Consider the following 16,412-nt stretch of genomic DNA (forward strand, 5'->3'; position numbering starts at 1 on the left):
GCGACCGCCGGCCCCGAGCGACACACCGCAGCCATCAACCGGATCACCGACCGCCAGCGCGCCGACCGCACCCGCGTCCTCACCGAGGCACTCGGCATGGACGCGAACATGGTGCAGGCCCAGCTCTGAACATCAGGAGCGGACGCATGGACGAGACACCGAGCAGACTCGACGAGCTGACGCACCGGGCCGGGGGATGGCTCGGTACGGCGACCGCCTGTCCCGTGCGGCACACCGCGGCCGTGGTCGCGGACCGGTTCGAACAGATTGCGTGGCGCGACACCCTCGACCAGTCGGCCGGACTGCGCGAGCTCGCCGAAGAGCTGAGCCGGCGGCACGACCACGCCACGGACCTCCTGACCGACGTGTTCCTGGCCGCGTACAAGGCAGGGCCGCGCCTTCGCGAGCGTGCGCGGATGGCCCCGTCGCGGCTGGTCAACCACCAGGTCATCGCCTCTCTGATGGAGTCACCGGAGTTCGCCGAGCTGCACCGGGAGACGACCGGCGACCCTTACGCCGCCGCCATGGCCGTACTCGCCCAGGCCCCCGCGCTGCGCCGGCTCCTCGACCACTCCCGCGACGCGCAGGAGCGAGCCGAGCGGGCGGACGAGGCCGAGCAGGGCGCCGGGGACGCGGCGGCCGCCGTGGGCGAGGCCCTCCAGCGGGCCGCAGAGGGGGCCGATGAGGAAGGCACCGTACCCGCCCCTGCCGCGGACGCCCTGCGACTGGCGATCACAGCCGCCGAGTCCGCCGAAGCAGCCGCGCGCGAGGCGTCCCGGGATGCCGGGCAGGCTCTCGGGGCGGCGGCTCCCGGTGTGCGTGTCGCCACGCGAGGCGCCGCGGCGAGCGCAGCCCGGGCCGTGCGGGACGAGGGCGCCATGATGCGGGCCTGGGGTGTCGGCCCCGGGGAGTTGGAGCGGCTGCCGTACGAGCAACGGGCGCGGCTCGCCGAGCGGCTGCGCAGCAGCCGCCTCGCGCAGTGGGCCGAACTGATCGGCCGCTTCCGGCAGATGGCCGACGGCGAGCGCGCCCGCAAGGTGGAGAACGCCACCGGTGAACTGATCGGCGTCACGCTCGGCGACGACCTCTCCCGGGTGATCCCCTCCGAACTCGCCGACCTGGGCCTGCCCGGGCTGCGGGCGGTGTTCGCCGCGCGCTACGCCGCCGGGGAACTGATGCTCTACGACAGCCAGGGCGAGCAGAGCACCGGCAAGGGCGCCGTCATCGCGTGCGTGGACACCTCGCACTCCATGTACGTGGAGGGGCCGGGCGGGGTCACCCGGGAGGCGTGGGCCAAGGGGTGCGCCCTGGCCCTCCTCGATCAGGCCCGCCACGCCAAACGGGACTTCGTCGGCATCCTGTTCGCCGCCGCCGACAAGCTGCAGGTGTTCCGCTTCCCGGCCGGGGAGGGTGCCGACATCGCCCGCGTGCTCGACTTCGCGGAGACCTTTCTCGGCGGCGGGACCAGCTACCAGCGGCCGCTGTCGGAGGCCGTCGGACTTCTGGAGGAGGAGTTCGACGCCGCCGCCCGTTCGCGCGGCGACATCGTGATGCTCACCGACGACGAGTGCGGTGTCACCGAGGAGTGGATGCGCGGCTGGAACGGCGCCAGGCACCGCCTTGGATTCCGTGTCTTCGGGGTGGCGGTGGGCGCCCCGCCCGCCGCCGAGGCCGGCTCGGTCCTCGATGCCCTGTGCGACAACCTCCGCTCCATCGAGGACCTCACCGATGTCCACGCGGCCGCCGATCTGTTCCGCGTGATCTGACCGCCTCACCTGGCGGCGGTGTCACCGAGCGTCGGCGCCCGCTCCTTCGCACGGCGCAGCTTGGCCAACGAGCGCACGAGACGGCGTGTCACGTGCCAGGCGATCAAAAGGGAGAGGAGGAGCAGGGCGATGTCCGCCGTGGCGTGCGCAAGGCCGGTGAGAGCGGTCCGGCCGAGCAGGACCGACCCGATGAGACTGGTGAACCAGCCCACCACGGTCACCGAGGAAGCCGCCACGGCCACCGGCACACCGCCGAGGCCCACCGCGCGGGCATCGGCGTCGGAGTCGAAGCTCTCGGCATCGGCGCCACCGAGCGCCACGAGCAGCCAGAAGCACAGGACGACCGGGAGCGCGGCGCTGAAGAGAATGCCCGGAAAGCCGGCCACGGCCCGCATAAACTCCCCCATCGCTTCGCCCCCTTCGCACCGGCGCACTCGCGCCGGCCCGCTCGCTCGCAGCAGCTCGGGTCCCGGTGCCGGATCCCGTTTCCGCGATCCGGCACCGGGCCTCGCCCCCCGTTCCTGCCTTCGTCATCCTGGTCCCGTGGGCGGCTCCCACGCATTGCCGTAACCCGGCAGTCTTTACGCGATGTTGATGCCGGGCGCAGAAAACCCGGCGGCCCGGCTCGAGAACGGAACGGGCGTACTCCCTGGGGAGTAAAGCGGCCCGGCACCCCCCTGCGGCAGTACGGCGCATCTCCACCCGGCGGCCGATGGCCCGCCCCCGCGTCCACGGGAGTCTGGACGAGCACCGGCCGACCAGTCGTGAGAAGGGGCGCGGATGGGGCGCCAAATCACGCCATGCGACAGAGGAGTTGCTTCGGGGAACAGGGACGTCATTCAGGATGGTGTCGTGAGCACCATCGAGGACCCGATCGCCAAGGCCATCGCGCACACGCTCCTGCCCCGGCGGACCGCGGTGCCCCATGCCGCCGCACGGGATGTGGCGGTGGTCGCCTCGCTGCTGCTCCTCCAGACTCTCCTCGCCGTGCTGCCCGCCACCCAGAACGGGCGATCCCTCGATCTGTGGGGCTGGGTCCTGTTGAGCGCCATGCCGCTGATGCTGCTCCTGCGCAGGCACGCGGTGTGGATCGCGGCCATCACCGTCCTCCTGCTCAACGCCCCGTATCACCTCCTCGACTACACGCACACCGCTGCGCTGCCGGTGGGTGTCGTCGTCCTGTTCCACCTCGCCGTGGCCGGTCCCCCGATCCGGACGCTGCTCACCCTCAGCGGCGCCTTGGTGCTCATGACCGCCGCCGCGCTCGCGCTGGGACAGGCACACGCCGTGCCCGGCATGCTGCGGGACGCCGGCTGGCTGGTCGCCGTCGCGTTGATCGGCGAGGCCCTGCGCATTCACCGCCGCTACGTCGACGCCCTCATCGACCGCGCCGAGCACGCCGAGCACACCCGCGAGGAGGAGGCCGCCCGGCGGGTCGCCGAGGAGCGTCTGCGGGTCGCCCGCGACCTGCACGATCTGCTCGCCCAGAGCATCACGCTGATCGGTGTGCAAACCTCGGTGGCAGCGCATCTGCTCACCGAGGACCCCACCCGGCTCGATCATGTGTCCGTCGCCGAGGCACTGGAGGGCATCGCCGAGACGTGCCGCAGCGCACGCGGTGAGCTCCGGACCACCCTCGGGACGCTGCGGACGGGCGACCCCGCCCACCCCGTCCCGGGGGGCGGGACCGCGGGGGGAGCCACCACGCAAACCCTCGACCGGCCGCGGCTGCCCCACATCGCGGGGCTTGCTGGCCTGGTGCGCACGGCACGGACGACCGGCGCCCACGTCGTGCTCGACGTGCGGGACGCGGCGGTGCCCCAGGCGGCCACCATCCCCGCCGAGCCGGTGCCCGCTGCCGTGGAAGCCGCCACGTACCGCATCGTCCAGGAGGCGCTGACCAACGCCGTCCGGCATGCCGGACACGGCGTCCACGTATGGGTGACCGTCGAACAGACCGCGGACGGCAAGGCGCTCCGGGTCGTCGTCCTCAACGACAGCGACCCGCAACGCCCGGCAGCCGGCACCACCGGCGCGGCAGCCGGATTCGGCCTGACGGGAATGCGTGAGCGCGCCCGCAGCGTGGGGGGCACCCTCACCGCCGAGCCGAGCAGCGACGGTGCGGGCTTCGCGGTCCGCGCTCTTCTCCCTCTCGGTGGGTGACCTGAGCGCTTTCCCCCGCACCGCTTGCGCGTCTCAACCATTTGTGGAGATGCCGACGGCGCGACCCGCCATGTGTTGAGCGGGTAACCCACGACTCGGCCGATGACACGGCGGGGGGTGGTGACGAGACTGACTGCTTCACGGACTGGCACCGCGCTCCAAAGACCTGCGTACCGGTGAGTCGTCAGTCCGAGCGCAACCATGGGGGAATCTCAATGCAGATCGCGATACTGGGTCCCATAGCCGTGACAACTGGCGGCCGCACACGTGAAGTTCGCGCCGCGAAGGTGCGCACCATGCTCGCCACCCTGGCCCTGAAGGCAGACCGGGTGATCGGCTGCCGGGAACTGGCCGACGAACTGTGGGCAGGGGAAGAGGTGGGAAACACCAGCAACGCCCTTCAGGCGCAGGCCACTCGCGTACGCAAGCTGCTCGACGAGCCCAGCGCGGCACGCGGCACATCCGTGATCCGCTCGGTGCCCGGCGGCTATCTCCTCGCCCTGCCGCCCGAGTCGGTCGACGCGCATCGGTTCCTCAGCCTGGCCTCGGAAGGCGCCGCGGCGCTGGCCGACGAGCCGCGCCGTGCCCGGGAGCTGCTGGAGGCAGCCCTGGGGCTCTGGCGGGGCCCCGCGCTGCTGGACGCCGGTGACGGGCTGCGCTGCCACAGCGCCGCCGCGCTCTACGAGGAACGGCGGCTGACGGTGTGGGAACACCTGGCCCGGGCCCTTCTCGCGCTCGGCGAGGAGTCCCGTGCCGTCGCAGAGTTGCAGCAGCTCGTCGCCCAGAATCCGCTCAACGAGAGGTTCTGTGAACTGCTCATGATCGCCCTCTACCGGCAGGGCAGGCAGGGCGACGCGCTGCGTCTGTTCCGTGCCACCCAGCAGCGACTCGACGAGGAACTCGGCATCAAGCCGGGCAGCGGTCTGCAGAAAAGGCACCATCAGATCCTCTGCCAGGACCCGTCCCTGGCACGTCGCCACGTGCCGAGCACCAGTTGCCCCGACCCGGACCACGACGAACTGCTCACCGCCTGATGGGGCACGAGGCCGCGCACCCCGAACCCGTCGCCATCGTGGGGATCTCGGCGCTCTATCCCGAAGCACGCGGCGTCACGGACTACTGGAACCTGCTCACCGCCACCGGTCCGCCGACCGATCCGCCTGCCGCTTTGGGCGGCGACCGGGAGCAGGACCCTGCCCGAGCCGCAGCCACGCTCGCCGACATCGAGCTCGACGTCGCACGGTTCCGTATCCCACCGGCCCAGGCCCGCTCGGTGGCACGCATGCAACTCCTGATGCTGGAGGCGGCGCGGCAGTGCCTCGACGACGCCGGCGACCGGTCACGACTGCCGGCCGATCGTACGGACGTCGTGGTCGGGACATGCTTCGGCCTCGACAGGCAGTACGCCAACGCGCTGCGCGTCGAAGGCGCTCACTACGGCCGCCACCTGGGAGAAGCCGCCGCCTGCACGGATGCCACAGATTCTTCCGACGCGTCCCGCACCACCGAGGAGTTCCGTGCCGCGCTGCGCACCCGGCTCGGTGCCTCGCCGCACGACCGGGTCGGCGAGATGGCCAGCACCATCCCGGCGCGCATCGCCGCCGTCCACGGGCTCCGGGGCCGCACCCTGGCCCTGGAGTCCGCGGACGCCACGTCGTACCTGGCGATCTCCCACGCCCTCGACAACCTGCGGGCCGGGCTGTCGGACGCCGTACTGGTCCTGACCGGCCAGCGCGTGGAAGGGCCCTTTCCGGAACACGCGCTGGCAGCCAAAGGACTCACCGCCGGACGGACCCGCTCCTTCGCCGCGGACGGTGACGGATTCGCGATAGGGGAAGGCGTGGGGGGTGTCCTGCTCAAGCGGCTGTCGAGCGCGGTCCGGGACGACGACCGCGTCTACGCATCGATCCTGGACTGCTCGCTGCGGCACGACGCGCGCTCCGGTGTCTTCCGCTATTCCACCTCGCACGACCAGCGCGTCGGGACGGCCGCCGCGGCCTACCGGCGGTCCGGAGTGCCCGCCGCCTCGGTCCAGTACGTGGAGAGCGCCGCTTCAGGGATCGCACCGGAGACCCGCAGCGAACTCGACGCCCTCGCCGCCGTGTTCGCGCACCCCGTAGCCGACTCGACCACTGCCCCGCGTCACCCCGCCATCGCCATCGGCAGCGTGCGGGACCGGCTGGGCCACACGTTCGCCAACGCGGGCTTGGCCGGCGTCAGCAAGGTCGCGCTCGCGCTCCACCACCGCCGCCTGCCGCCCCAGCACACCGTGGACGGCGAGGTGCGACCGGACCTGAGGCACACGCCCTTCCGGCTGCTGGCGGCCGGCGAGCAGTGGCAGGATCCCCCGGGCGGTATACCCCGTCGGGCAGCGGTCAGCGGCTCGTCCCTGACCGGAACGCTCTGCCACCTCATCCTGGAGGAGCACCGCCCGGACACCACCGCACCACGGCCCGTCAGGCGCGGCGCACAGTTCGGCACGGAGATCCGCGAGCCGATCGCCGTCGTCGGATTCGGCGGCTGCTTCGCGGATTCCCCCGACGCGGACGCCTACTGGGCCACGATGTGCTCGGGGCGGGACCGGATCGCGCCCCTGCCCGTGTCGCTGTTCGATCGCGACCTGTATCACGCCCCCGGCAGGATGAGCCTGGACCGCAGTTACCTGGACGCGGGCGCTCCGGTAAGGCCACCCCAGGCACCCCCTGCGGGACTGAGCATCCCGCCCCGCCGCTATGCCGCACTCGACGCGGCTCAGCGCCTGGCGCTGAGCGTGACGGCGGAGGTCTTCGCGCGCCGCGGACAAGGCCCCGGCACACTCAGGGGGCAGGGTGTCGTCGCCGTGGGTACCAACCTCGGCCTCACCAGGGAACGGCAGTTGAACGCCGGCCTGTGCCTGGACGAACTGGAGGCCGTGGCCCGCGGCGTGCCCGGCCTCGCCACACTCGGCCCGGACGAGATCGACGGCCTGCTGAAGCTCGTACGAGAGCGCTGCGGCGATCCCGGGACCGCGGATCCGCTGTCGATGCTGGACGGCGCGCTGGCCGGCGGGGTGCCGGCGTTGATCGCGAACGAGTTCGGCCTGTCCGCGGTCCCGGTCGCGGTGGAGGCGGCCTGCGCGTCCTCACTGGCGGCGCTCGACCTGGCGGTGACCCGCCTCCGCTCGGGCGCCGCCGACTACGCGATCGCCGGCGGCGTCGAACTGCCCTGCAACCCGCGGGACTTGGTGTTGTGCTCATCGCTGGGCCTGCTGTCCCGCGATCGCATCACCCCGTTCGACACGGCGGCGGACGGCTTCACTCCCGGTGACGGATGCGCGCTCTTCCTCCTCAGGCGCTACGAGGACGCGTGCCGGGACGGCGAACCGGTCCTCGGAATCGTGCGCGCCGTGGGCGCCTCCAACGACGCGAGGTCGCTCATCGCACCGGACGCCGCGGGGCAGGCCCGAGCGATGCGGCAGGCCTTCGCGCAGGTCGACTACGGGCCTTCGGCCGTCGGCTATCTGGAGGCGCACGGCACCGGAACCCGTGTCGGCGACCGTACAGAGACCGAGGCGACCGCGGACGTCTACTCCAGTCCCCTGCGGCAGCACCCGCTCGAAATCGGCTCGGCGAAGTCGTTCATCGGCCACACCTTCGCCGCAGCCGGCGGGGCCGGGCTGCTGCGTGCCCTGCAGGCGCTGCGCACGCGGACCATCCCGGGCAACACCAATCTGCGCACGCTCAATCCCGAGCTGGCCCTCGCCCGCATACCCGCGCGCGTCTCCACCGAAGCCGGTGCCTGGGAGGCGCGGGACGGGCAGCCACGCCGCGCGGCCGTCAGCTCCTTCGGCACCGGCGGCATCAACTACCACCTCCTCGTCGAGGAACACATGGACGGACCGCGATGAATTTCGACCTGCCCGAAGACACCCACGAGATGTGCGAGGCGGTCGAGCGCTTCGCGGCGCGGGAACTGATCCCGCCGGCGGAGTTCGACGCCGACGCCTTCCGGCGCCGCTGGCATCTCGCCGGCAAACAGGGGCTCGTCGGCGCCACTGTGCCCGGCGACTACGGCGGCAGCGGCCTGGACGCCGTCACCGCGGCGGCGACCATGGAGGCGCTCGGTCACGGATCCCGTGACACGGGCTTCGCGTTCTCCGTCGCTGCCCACCTGTTCGCGGCCGTGATGCCGATCGTCGAGTTCGGCAGCGAGGAACAGAAGCGCACCTGGCTTCCGGCGCTGTGCTCCGGCGAGCAGATCGCGGCCCACTGCATCACCGAGCCGGAAGCCGGTTCCGACGCACTCCATCTGCGCACCCGCGCCACCTTCGACGGCAGCCGGTATCTGCTGAACGGCTCCAAGTGCTTCACCACGAACGCTCCCGTGGCCGACGTGTTCGTCGTGCAGGCCGCCACCGAACCCGGCGGCGGCTACTTCGGGTTGACCACGTTCCTGGTACGCGCGGGCACCCCGGGGCTCAGCGTCGGGCAGCGCTACGACAAGGTCGGGCTGCGCGGTTCACCGATGGCGGACGTGTACTTCGACGACTGTCCCGTGAGCGCCGACGCCGTTCTCGCCGCGGAAGGCTCGGGAGCAAGCGTGTTCTCCGCCTCGATGAAATGGGAACGCACCTGTCTGTTCGCCATTTACCTCGGCGCGATGAAGCGCGTTCTCGAATCGACCGTGGCCCATGTCAAGGAGCGCGAGCAGTTCGGAACGCCCATCGGCGGCTTCCAGGCCGTGAGTCATCGGGTCGTGGACATGCTGGCCCGGCACGAGGCGGCACGGCTGATGCTCTACAAGGCGGCCCACGGCCTGGACCGCGGGTCCGAGGACACGATCGGCCCCGCGCTGGCCAAGATCGCGGTGAGTGAGGCCGCGGTACAGCTCGGCCTCGACGCCGTGCAGCTGCGGGGTGCGCTGGGTGTGCTCGACGGCGAGGCCGAGACCCTGCTGCGGGACGCCGTGCCCTCGCGCATCTTCTCCGGCACCAACGAGATCCAGAAGAACAACGTCGCGCGCGCCCTGGGACTGGGAGCCCGTACGGCCGCGCGCCGCTGACCGGCGGCGCAGGAACGGAACCCGAGGACCGACATGGACATCTTCGCGCATCAGATCCGGCTCCACGAGGACACCGCCCCCGCCCGCTTCGAGGCATGGGTGAAAGAGCACGACTACGCGGCCTGCCGCGAGTTGCCCAGTGTTCTGGCCTTCAGCGTCCAGCGGGTGTCGACGGAACCCGCCGCACCCTGCCACTACTTCGAGGTGATCTCGGTGACCAGTGGCGAAGAATTCCGAAGCGACATGCGGACGACGACATTCCAGAAACTGGCTGCCACGTTCGACACCATGGCCTCTGTCGTGGGCGAGGTGAGCGGAACCCGTATAGAACCCGGCTACACCGCCGGCCCGCTATTCGATCCACCGTCAAGAACCGAGCGCATTTCCGCGCATGTCACCGATGAAGCGTGACTCATAGGCAATGGCCACGGCCTGCGAGCGCGACCGGGCGCCCAGTTTCCCCAGCACGTTATGCACATGGGAGCGCACAGTCGCATTCGAGATGGAGAGCTTCTTCGCTATCTCGGCGTTGGAGAAACCCTCCGCGAGGAGCGATAACACCTGCTCTTCACGAGGCGTCAGGCTGCTTTCCCTGTTCCGCTCCAGCACTCTCAAGCGGTCCCCCGCGGTCACCTGCAGGAATCTCTGGGCGACCGTGGGAGCGATCACCGCGTCCACCTCGACGACGGTCCGGATGACGTGCACGAGCTCGTCGCCGGCACTCCCGATGGACAGCACGGCCCGGACACCTACCCTCAGCGCCTCGAACGCCCGGTGTGCGTTCTCGGGTTTGGCGAGCAGAATGACCTTGCTTTGCCGGGCGAGCTCACCCAACTGCACTGGATCATCAATGGTCAGTACCGGCGCGACCACCAAAAGCACGTCGGGCGCAGCACCGGAGACAGCGGTGAGGGTGTCGAGGACGCAGGTGTCCACCGTGATGCCGGGAGCGTGTTGTTGAAGCAGTGCACGCATGGCGTCGGCCATCATCGCGCGATCGCAGTAGATCCGCAGGCTTGTCAAGATTTGCTCTGCGCCGCGGTCACAGCACCTTTGCCCATCCGCTGACGAATTCCGTGAAGGCTGGGCAGACACAAGAGTTAATCCCCCGATTGTCCTGAACTGGATGGGACGTTAGCACAGGTAGGCGGCGAACGAACACCGAAAGAGAAGTAGCTTGCAGGGTTCATCAATCAAACCCCGCAAGCTATTTGAAACTTGCACCTCTAATGATCGTGCACCATCCAAGGCCGTGCACCATCAGTGGTCGTGCCGTGAATCCCCGACCGTGCTATACCCCGAAGTCTCACTGCGGCGGACGGAGGGCTGGGCCTGAGCAAGAGGCCGGCCGAGCCTGCTCAAGAAGAACGGGCGCCCATCCAGACCAAGACGCCTCTGCACCTGGCCTCTCAGGTCGTCGTGCTGCAGCACGACACTCACCGGATGCAGGCCGAGTCCCGCTCGGTCGGCAGCAAGCCAGTAGTCCGCCAGCCTGGCACCGCCCCGCAACTCATCGGCGAGACCCGGCGCTTCGGCCGTGAAGCTCATGGCCACCAAGGCCGGGCCACGACGCACCATCGCGGCCAGGCCCACCGCGAGGAGCCGGTGGAACCCCACTCGGCACAGCAGGCGCATGACGGCCGGCGAAAGAGCGAGACGCATGGCCGAGTGCCGCAGCCGGGACATCGGCCCGAACAGCTGAGTGAGGGTGAACCCGTCCCCGCGCGCCTGCACTTCACCGGCGTCGAACCGCAGAAACGAATGCGTCTCACGCCAGGCCCGGGCGTCTTTGAAGTCACGCCCAGCATGCCGGGCGACGAAAGAGGCGAACGTCTTCCGCTCGGCCTCGGTGGTCACATGGCGCACGGCGACCCGCCCCGCGTCAGCGCCCGCGGGCGGCCGGGCCAGCTCGCGCAGGAGCGCGGGACCGATCGGTTCGGGCCGGTAGGGCCCGCGGTTCGTGCGCCGATCGCGGGCTGCGGTCCGCAGGCCGTCCAGTGATTCGCCGGAAGGCGGCGCCTGATCCACCGCCATGACACACAGCGGCGACCAGGTCGAAGGCCAATCCGCGCCCAGGTCCGGGCCGTTGCCCTCGACGAGGATCCGGGTGTGCGTGGAGGCCCAGCCGCGCGCCGCCAGCGCACGGCACAGCATGCGCCAGTAGGCGCCGCAGCTCACGTGCATCTCCACGGCATGCGCGGCCAGGGACCCCAGCGCGCGCCGCCGGTCGAGCGCGAGCACCAAGTACTCGTGTGTGCCGCCGTCCTCGACACCGAGATGGGCCCGCGCCGCTTCGCGCGCCCCGCCCGCCAGCCGGGCCAGGGCCCAAGGCTGGCAGTTGTGCGACGAGGGGCTGAGAGCGGCGATGCCCGTGGCTTCGTCGAGAACCTCCTCGAAGTGGGCCTGCCGTGCGTCGGCGCCGTTCATGCGTGTCCTCCACTATGTCCACACGAGTGCCAGCGAGTACCCGTTCGTCTCGCCGGCCCAGCTCTCCAGACGGCCACTGCCGGATGCGGGAGCCCGGCGGAGCAGGGCCGGCCCGGCGTTCCAGCGAAAGCGTCCGTCCTGATCCCAGCCCGTGAGCTCGACCTCCCGGGTGTCGATGCGCAAACCGAAGCCGTAGTACTTGAGCACCGCTTCCTTGCAGGCCCACCGCAGCGCGAGCGGCATCGAGACCAACAGCCTGGTGTCGGCGCACGCGGAGCGCGGGTCGCCGTCGCTCTTGAGCAACTCCGCGACCATGGGCGGCAGTTCACGCCGATGTTCCAGATCGACACCCACGGCGTGTGGTCCGCAGACAGCGAGAGCGAAGTCGCCCGAGTGCGAGAGCCCGACTTCGGCGGGCACGTCGACCACCGGTTTGCCGGCCCGCGGGCCGTCGCGCAGCGCACTGACCTCGATGGTGCGGGGCGATCGCGACCTGCCAAGGCATCGATGCTGATAGGCGCTCACGGCGTGCTTGAGGGCCAGGCGCCCCGCCAGCCATTCATAACGCCGCCGGGGCGAGGGCAGGAGCCGCGCCTGTGCCGCTTCGCGTGCGGACAGATGGCGTTCCTCTGTCCTGGTCCGTGCGGTGTCACCCTGTGCCCGAAGCCAGGCGATCGACACCACCGCGAGGGTGAGACGCTCGGTCAGGTGGCGCACGGCGAGCGGACGTGCCAGATCGAGGGTCACGGGTGGTCCACCGGAGCCGGTCACGCCGGCCCAGGGGCCCGTCACCGCTCGACGTGTGGCGGCAACAGGAAGGGATAGGGGCGGCGCCGGATGGACCGGTGCCAGAAGCGATCCGCCTTCCGCAGCCGCTGGATCAGCTCCCACATGCGGGCGTCGTCCCTGTAGTACGCGGCGACCTCGTCGACGGTCAACGGGTCGTCGAGGAGCGGAGCGCTGTCCTCGACGAACTCCGGGATCAGCTTTTCCATGCGCTCCTTGTGCAAGTTCCCCAGGAAGTCGAGCACCACGCCACGCGTCGAGTAGAACTTGTCGAAGATGGACTTGGTCATGGACACCCGGACCGCGTCGCGCAGCATCCACGGCAGCGAGGTGAAGAACAGCTTGACGTCGAGCCGTTCGTGTCCCCTCGCGTCGCGCATCATGGGTGTGGTGACGTCGAGATAGATCAGTTCACCGTCCAGGTCGACCCAGTTCGAGGCCTGGGCGTCCAGCCCCAGGGACGGGCCGACGACACCGTCCGCCACATCAAGGAAGCGGGCGAAGAAGTCCTTGGCCCACACATGGCCCTCGGTGTGCAGCAGGCTGGAGCACAGCCGCTCCGACGGCAGGGCCTCCTGCACGCAGTAGGCGACGACTCGGCCCGAGGCCAGCGGCATGCTCCACAGTTCGGTCGGCGCGACCCGTACACCCCCCTTGTCCAGTCGTTCGAGGTATTCGGCGAGGGTGCGTTCGTAGCGCTCGAAACGTTCATGTGTCGGAAAGACCGGAAGTCGTTTACAGGCGAAGGGACCTGTGACCGTCTCGAGGCGCAGGACGAGAGTCACCTCGCCATAGCCGAGTACGGTCAGGGCGCTGCCGTCGGCCGTGCGCAGCGCTGTCTGCACCTGCGCCTCGAGTGCCGCGAGCTCGCGGCCGGGGACGGTGAACGTCATGGGTGGGTGTCGCCTGCTTCCTGGATCACGAAGTCGTCCGCCCGGCGACGACCGGCTCCGGCCGGCGCGCGTGGTAGCGGTAGATGAGGTAGACGGCCGCCACGAAGAACGCGGCATCCAGCACGAGGATCTGCGGCTCGCTCGACACCAGGACGGCGACGAAACACACCAGCATCAGCAGCTGGCCGTACAACGCCGCGATCACCAGGGCCCGTTGGTTCCAGAGCATGGCCGCGCCCGCCGCGACCATGGCGATCGCGACGAACCACATCACGCCGGTCGGATGCCTGGCGAGCCAATCGGTGAAGCCTTCCATGAAGGTGCCCGTGTTGGACTCGGAGGCGTTGTCCAGGCGCGTCTCGACCGACTCGATCTGCGGGAAGAACTTCGCTATGCCCGCGACGATGTAGAGGCAGCCGACGATGCGCTGCAACAGGAGGGCTCGTCCGCTCACTTGACGTCTTCTTCCGGTGGAGTGACGGGGTGCACGCTGGGCGTCGGGCAGCGCGTCGAGGTGACGCCGGTCAGGCCGCGGTGAGGATCAGTACCGCGTTCTGGCCCCCGAAGCCGAACGAGTTGCTCATGGCGGCCTCGACCTTCTCCTCACGGGGAGCCACCGTGACCAGGTCCAGCTCGTGGGCCGGGTCCTGCTGCGCGTGGTTCGCCGTCGGAGGGATCGTGGCCCGCTCGATGGCCAGCACGGTCATGACTGCCTCGATCGCGCCGGCCGCGCCCAGTGTGTGTCCCAGCACGCCCTTGGTGGAAGTGACCGCCGCGCCATCACCGAGGAGACGACGCAGCATTCGCGCCTCCACCGCGTCGTTGAGCGGCGTCGATGTGCCGTGCGCGTTCACGTGAGTGATCTCGCTGGGCCCGACTCCTGCCTGCTCCATGGCGGTGTGGACGGCGCGCAGGACGGCCGTGCCCTCGGGGTCGGGAGCAGTGAGGTGGTGTCCGTCGGCCGACGCCCCGTATCCGGCGATCCTGGCCCGGACCCCGGCGCCGCGGGCACGGGCATCGGCTTCCCGCTCCAGCACGAGGACACCGCTGCCCTCGCCGATGACGAAACCGTCGCGGTCACGGTCGAACGGCCGCGAGGCGGCCGCCGGTTCACCGGTGCGCCGGGACAGTGCCCCCATCTGCGCGAAGCCGGTCACCAAGGTGCGGCTCACGGCGGCCTCGCTGCCACCGGTGATCACGATGTCGCACGCGCCCTCGCGCAGCAGCTGCGCCGCCGTGCCGATCGCCGTGGCACCCGAGGCGCAGGCCGTGGCCGTGACGAGGTTGGGTCCGGTGGCCCGCAGGTCCATCGCCAGATTGCCCGCGACCATGTTGGGCACCAGCATGGGCACCGTCAGGGCCGACACGGCTGCCGGGCCCTTCTCCAGAAGCCTGCCGTGCTGGGTCTCCATGGTGGTCACGCCGCCGACCCCGCACCCCATGACGACGCCGACGCGGGCACCGTCCCAGCTCTCCGGGTCGAGGCCACTGTCGAGGACCGCCTCCCTGGCGGCCACCACGGCGAGCTGGACGAAGCGGTCGTGCATCAGCGGGCTGCGCGGGCCGACGTGCCGGGCCGGGACGAAGTCGGGCACCGTGCACGAGATGTCGACCGGCAGACCCGCGAGCCGCGGGTCCCTCGCGGCGGTCGACTCGCCCATGCACACCCCGCGCCACGAGGCGTCGACGCCGATCCCGGCCGCGGTGACCAGCCCCAGACCGGTGACGGCTATCGCGGGGCCCTGCTTCACGACGTCGTGGCGGACGGCCGGCCCTCGACAAGACCCACCGCATGGCTGATGGTGTCCGTCGGGGACGCGGCGTCATCACTGATCTTGACGTCGAACTCGGACTGCATCACCAGCAGCAGTTCGACGAGGAAGAGCGAGTCCATCTCCAGCTCCTCGAAGGTGACTTCGGGCCGGATCTTCGTCCGGTCCACCGCGAAGCGTTCGACGAGCAGATCGACGAGTTGGTCGTACGTAGCACTCATGCCTGTTCTGCCTTTCGGGAGGTCGAGCCGGGTCACCGCACGGCCGTCCAGACACCGTCTGGGCGCTCACCGCCACCGGGTGAGTGAAGCGACACGTCCCGACCGAGTCTGCGCACCCGTGCTGACCGCTGGCTGACGAGTGGCTGACCTGGGCGGGGTCAGCCACTCGTCAGCCGACGGTCAGCATCCGGAGACAGACTCGGCCGGGCCGGATGAGCCCGGCGCCAGCACTACCCGGCCAGCAACAAGCGAGGAGCGTTCGTGGTTTCCTGCCGTCGCAGCAGCACGCCCTGCCCGGAGACCCGGCCCGGACACCGCCGGCCGAGCGGTGCCCGGTGACCCCCGCAGCCGTACTGGCCGGGATCGGCAGCTGGCTGCCGCCCCAACTGGTCACCAACGAGCAGCTGGAGGCCCGGCTCGACACCACCGACGCGTGGATCCGGTCGCGGACCGGTGTCCGCCGCCGGTACATCGCCCCCGAGGGCATGGCCACCTCCGATCTGGCCGTCGGCGCGGGCGCCCGTGCCCTGAAGTCCTCGGGCGAAGCGCACGTGGACACCGTCATCGTGGCCACCACCACGCCCGACCGCACCTGCCCCGGCACCGCCCCCACCGTGGCCGCCAAGCTGGGACTGGGCCATGCGGCGGCCTACGACATCTCGGCCGTGTGCACCGGCTTCCTCTACGCGCTCGCCAGCGCCGCCGGGCTCATCGCGTCGGGAGTCTCCCGACGGGCCCTGGTCATCGGCGCGGAGACCTTCTCCCGCATCGTCGACCCCACCGACCGCACCACTTCCGTGATCTTCGGGGACGGAGCGGGCGCCGTGGTCCTGCGCGGCGGACACCCGGACGAGCCCGGCGCCCTCGGCCCCTGTGTGCTGGGCAGCGACGGCGAGGGCCGGGACCTCATCACCGTCCCGCCCCCGGGCCCGACCTCGGCGGCCGGGGACGAGGGCTCCTACTTCACCATGCAGGGCAAGCGGGTCTTCTGGCTCGCGGTGCAGCGCATGGGCGAGTGCGCCCAGAACGTGCTGGGGCAGGCCGGATGGGACACGGCGGACGTCGATCACCTCGTGAGCCACCAGGCCAACCAGCGCATCACCCTACGACTCGCCGACGAGATCGGCATTCCTCAGGAACGCGGCGTCAGCAACATCGCCGACGTGGGCAACACCGCCGGGGCGTCGATCCCGCTGGCACTCGACCAGGCGCACAGCAAGGGCACCTTCACGACGGGCGACCGGCTCCTGCTCACCGCGTTCGGCGGTGGGCTGACCTGGGGGGCGACGGTGCTCACCTGGCCCGACCTCCCCCGGTGACCCACCATCCCTCTCCCGCGAACCG

General features: G+C 70.6%; 15 protein-coding genes and 1 pseudogene. 8 read left to right on the top strand and 8 right to left on the bottom strand.

Features of this window, described 5'->3' with window-relative positions:
- Together AB0I66_RS08405 and AB0I66_RS08410 are read left to right on the top strand one after the other, a co-directional pair.
- Window positions 1-129 (top strand): annotated as a pseudogene (locus tag AB0I66_RS08405) (ATPase); the annotation flags it as partial.
- A 17-nt stretch (window positions 130-146) separates the two neighbouring features.
- Window positions 147-1,766: a VWA domain-containing protein gene (locus tag AB0I66_RS08410; protein ID WP_363206981.1), complete on the top strand. Its 1,620-nt coding sequence runs from the start codon at window positions 147-149 to the stop codon at window positions 1,764-1,766.
- A gap of 5 nt (window positions 1,767-1,771) precedes the next feature.
- Here the strand turns inward: AB0I66_RS08410 and AB0I66_RS08415 are convergent, their stop codons facing one another.
- On the bottom strand, window positions 1,772-2,173 hold the full coding sequence (locus tag AB0I66_RS08415) for a hypothetical protein (protein ID WP_363206982.1): 402 nt from the start codon (window positions 2,171-2,173) through the stop codon (window positions 1,772-1,774).
- A 445-nt stretch (window positions 2,174-2,618) separates the two neighbouring features.
- Between AB0I66_RS08415 and AB0I66_RS08420 the strand changes: the two genes are divergently transcribed.
- The 5 genes from AB0I66_RS08420 (at window position 2,619) to AB0I66_RS08440 (ending at window position 9,380) form a co-directional block, all read left to right on the top strand.
- A complete protein-coding gene (locus AB0I66_RS08420; protein ID WP_363206983.1) occupies window positions 2,619-3,929 on the top strand; it encodes a histidine kinase in 1,311 nt (436 codons plus the stop codon).
- Between the two features lie 296 nt (window positions 3,930-4,225).
- Window positions 4,226-4,963 (top strand): AfsR/SARP family transcriptional regulator, encoded by a 738-nt coding sequence (locus AB0I66_RS08425; RefSeq protein WP_363206984.1) that lies wholly within the window; start codon window positions 4,226-4,228, stop codon window positions 4,961-4,963.
- Entirely contained in the window at window positions 4,963-7,815 is a 2,853-nt protein-coding gene (locus AB0I66_RS08430) for a polyketide synthase (RefSeq protein ID WP_363206985.1), read from the top strand. Before AB0I66_RS08425 ends, AB0I66_RS08430 begins: the two co-directional genes overlap by 1 nt.
- A complete protein-coding gene (gene redW / locus AB0I66_RS08435) occupies window positions 7,812-8,969 on the top strand; it encodes an L-prolyl-[peptidyl-carrier protein] dehydrogenase (protein WP_363206986.1) in 1,158 nt (385 codons plus the stop codon). The genes AB0I66_RS08430 and redW overlap by 4 nt, the downstream gene beginning before the upstream one ends.
- Window positions 8,970-9,002: 33 nt before the next feature.
- Window positions 9,003-9,380, top strand: coding sequence for a RedY protein (locus AB0I66_RS08440; protein ID WP_363206987.1), 378 nt, complete (start codon window positions 9,003-9,005; stop codon window positions 9,378-9,380).
- Here the strand turns inward: AB0I66_RS08440 and AB0I66_RS08445 are convergent.
- The 7 genes from AB0I66_RS08445 to AB0I66_RS08475 all read right to left on the bottom strand — a co-directional run bounded on the left by AB0I66_RS08445 (window position 9,336) and on the right by AB0I66_RS08475 (window position 15,068).
- The gene (locus AB0I66_RS08445; RefSeq protein ID WP_363206988.1) at window positions 9,336-9,959 is read right to left on the bottom strand and encodes a response regulator transcription factor; all 624 of its coding nucleotides are present in this window, start codon (window positions 9,957-9,959) and stop codon (window positions 9,336-9,338) included. The genes AB0I66_RS08440 and AB0I66_RS08445 overlap by 45 nt on opposite strands.
- 270 nt (window positions 9,960-10,229) lie before the next feature.
- A complete protein-coding gene (locus AB0I66_RS08450) occupies window positions 10,230-11,396 on the bottom strand; it encodes a RedV protein (protein WP_363206989.1) in 1,167 nt (388 codons plus the stop codon).
- Window positions 11,397-11,408: 12 nt separating this feature from the next.
- Window positions 11,409-12,143: a 4'-phosphopantetheinyl transferase superfamily protein gene (locus tag AB0I66_RS08455; RefSeq protein WP_363206990.1), complete on the bottom strand. Its 735-nt coding sequence runs from the start codon at window positions 12,141-12,143 to the stop codon at window positions 11,409-11,411.
- Between the two features lie 41 nt (window positions 12,144-12,184).
- Window positions 12,185-13,075 carry a DUF6206 family protein gene (locus AB0I66_RS08460; RefSeq protein ID WP_363206991.1) on the bottom strand — a complete coding sequence of 297 codons (891 nt, stop codon included), beginning with the start codon at window positions 13,073-13,075 and terminating at the stop codon, window positions 12,185-12,187.
- A gap of 25 nt (window positions 13,076-13,100) precedes the next feature.
- On the bottom strand, window positions 13,101-13,529 hold the full coding sequence (locus AB0I66_RS08465) for a DUF6041 domain-containing protein (protein ID WP_363206992.1): 429 nt from the start codon (window positions 13,527-13,529) through the stop codon (window positions 13,101-13,103).
- Window positions 13,530-13,599: 70 nt separating this feature from the next.
- Entirely contained in the window at window positions 13,600-14,826 is a 1,227-nt protein-coding gene (locus AB0I66_RS08470) for a beta-ketoacyl-[acyl-carrier-protein] synthase family protein (protein WP_363206993.1), read from the bottom strand.
- Complete coding sequence (locus tag AB0I66_RS08475) at window positions 14,823-15,068, bottom strand: phosphopantetheine-binding protein (RefSeq protein WP_363206994.1); 246 nt, start codon at window positions 15,066-15,068, stop codon at window positions 14,823-14,825. Before AB0I66_RS08475 ends, AB0I66_RS08470 begins: the two co-directional genes overlap by 4 nt.
- 335 nt (window positions 15,069-15,403) lie before the next feature.
- Here AB0I66_RS08475 and AB0I66_RS08480 point away from each other — a divergent pair, with 335 nt between their 5' ends.
- A complete protein-coding gene (locus tag AB0I66_RS08480) occupies window positions 15,404-16,387 on the top strand; it encodes a beta-ketoacyl-ACP synthase III (RefSeq protein ID WP_363206995.1) in 984 nt (327 codons plus the stop codon).
- Window positions 16,388-16,412 lie beyond the last annotated feature (25 nt).

The sequence above is a fragment of the Streptomyces sp. NPDC050439 genome, assembly GCF_040655335.1.
GTDB lineage: Bacteria > Actinomycetota > Actinomycetes > Streptomycetales > Streptomycetaceae > Streptomyces.

Bases quoted from the DNA above. Each gene is read 5' to 3' on its own strand.
- AB0I66_RS08410 (WP_363206981.1), top strand. From the start codon at position 147: ATGGACGAGACACCGAGCAGACTCGACGAGCTGACGCACCGGGCCGGG.
- AB0I66_RS08415 (WP_363206982.1), bottom strand. From the start codon at position 2,173: ATGGGGGAGTTTATGCGGGCCGTGGCCGGCTTTCCGGGCATTCTCTTC.
- AB0I66_RS08425 (WP_363206984.1), top strand. From the start codon at position 4,226: ATGCTCGCCACCCTGGCCCTGAAGGCAGACCGGGTGATCGGCTGCCGG.
- AB0I66_RS08430 (WP_363206985.1), top strand. From the start codon at position 4,963: ATGGGGCACGAGGCCGCGCACCCCGAACCCGTCGCCATCGTGGGGATC.
- redW (WP_363206986.1), top strand. From the start codon at position 7,812: ATGAATTTCGACCTGCCCGAAGACACCCACGAGATGTGCGAGGCGGTC.
- AB0I66_RS08440 (WP_363206987.1), top strand. From the start codon at position 9,003: ATGGACATCTTCGCGCATCAGATCCGGCTCCACGAGGACACCGCCCCC.
- AB0I66_RS08445 (WP_363206988.1), bottom strand. From the start codon at position 9,959: ATGATGGCCGACGCCATGCGTGCACTGCTTCAACAACACGCTCCCGGC.
- AB0I66_RS08450 (WP_363206989.1), bottom strand. From the start codon at position 11,396: ATGAACGGCGCCGACGCACGGCAGGCCCACTTCGAGGAGGTTCTCGAC.
- AB0I66_RS08460 (WP_363206991.1), bottom strand. From the start codon at position 13,075: ATGACGTTCACCGTCCCCGGCCGCGAGCTCGCGGCACTCGAGGCGCAG.
- AB0I66_RS08475 (WP_363206994.1), bottom strand. From the start codon at position 15,068: ATGAGTGCTACGTACGACCAACTCGTCGATCTGCTCGTCGAACGCTTC.